The sequence below is a fragment of the Marininema mesophilum genome (genome assembly GCF_900106775.1).
GTDB classification, from domain to species: Bacteria; Bacillota; Bacilli; order Thermoactinomycetales; family DSM-45169; genus Marininema; species Marininema mesophilum.
On sequence record NZ_FNNQ01000042.1, the window covers coordinates 1 to 1,085 of the forward strand.

A 1,085-nucleotide genomic window follows, 5' to 3' on the forward strand; every position below is an offset into this window, starting at 1 on the left:
GCCATCATGGAAAGGATGTAAACAACTATGCCTAGGGAGTTCGGTATAAAGAGTAACTTCGTGAAATGTATCCCTAATCCTGTGGTGATCATTACCCCAGATGTAGCAAAAATAATCACGAACCAGACAACCCGAGTAGGGGTTTCTGTGTGGGGATTTAGGTAATGCAACCAAGACGGAAAGGCGTGATCTCGACTTAAGGCATAACCCAATTGAGTCAGGCTAGCAACAAAAGCATTCACTGTTCCTGTACATATGATGAAGGCAAATACGGCCGTGATCAATTGCGCTCCAAACCCTAAGGATTGCTCTACCATCACTCCTATCGGTGACGAATCACTTTCTAAACTACCATAGGTTCCACTACCTATCGTAATAAAACTAAGCGATAAGAAGACCACGCCAATAACTACTGCACTGATCATAGCACTACGAACCATATTTTTTTGGGGGTTTTTAAATCGATTGGCTAGGCTACATATCGCCTCCCAACCAAAGAATGACCAAAAAATCATGATGACTGCTGTACCAATCGGAACTCAGCCTTTAGGAGCAAAGGGTTTAAAGTTATCCCATTCAACAAAAGGGATGGTGACGATCATCGCGATAGATAGCATCACTACCAATAAGGTGCTTAGGATGAGGGAGATTTTCCCGCTAACTTGGATTCCGTAATGGTTAGATAACCCACCTATCAACAATATAAGACAAGCGATCCCCGCGATTGGAAGTGGGGACCAATGAAGTGTAGCGCCGATGTAATTTGCTCCAGTCAATGATACGATAATCTGACCAACAGCAGCCGTAATAAAATAAAACCAACCTACCAGATTTCCCGAATGTTCACCAAAGGCCATTCGTACAAACGTAGCAGCTCCCCCAACGTCAGGATACGAGCGGGACAAAATCGCAAAGGTATACGCCAGTGGAAAACTAAAGAGAACCATTACCAACCAGGAAACAATGGAAGCAGGGCCAGCTATAGACGCTGTGCTTGCCGATAGAAAAAGAATACCTGAACCTAGAATAGCCGAAATATATAAGGCGATGGCTTGTGGCAAATTAATTGATCGGTTCATCGTCTA

At 43.8% G+C, this 1,085-nt stretch carries 1 pseudogene; it reads right to left on the reverse strand.

The features are described 5' to 3' along the window. Window positions 1-1,079: pseudogene (locus tag BLV90_RS15880) on the reverse strand (APC family permease); the annotation flags it as partial. Window positions 1,080-1,085 lie beyond the last annotated feature (6 nt).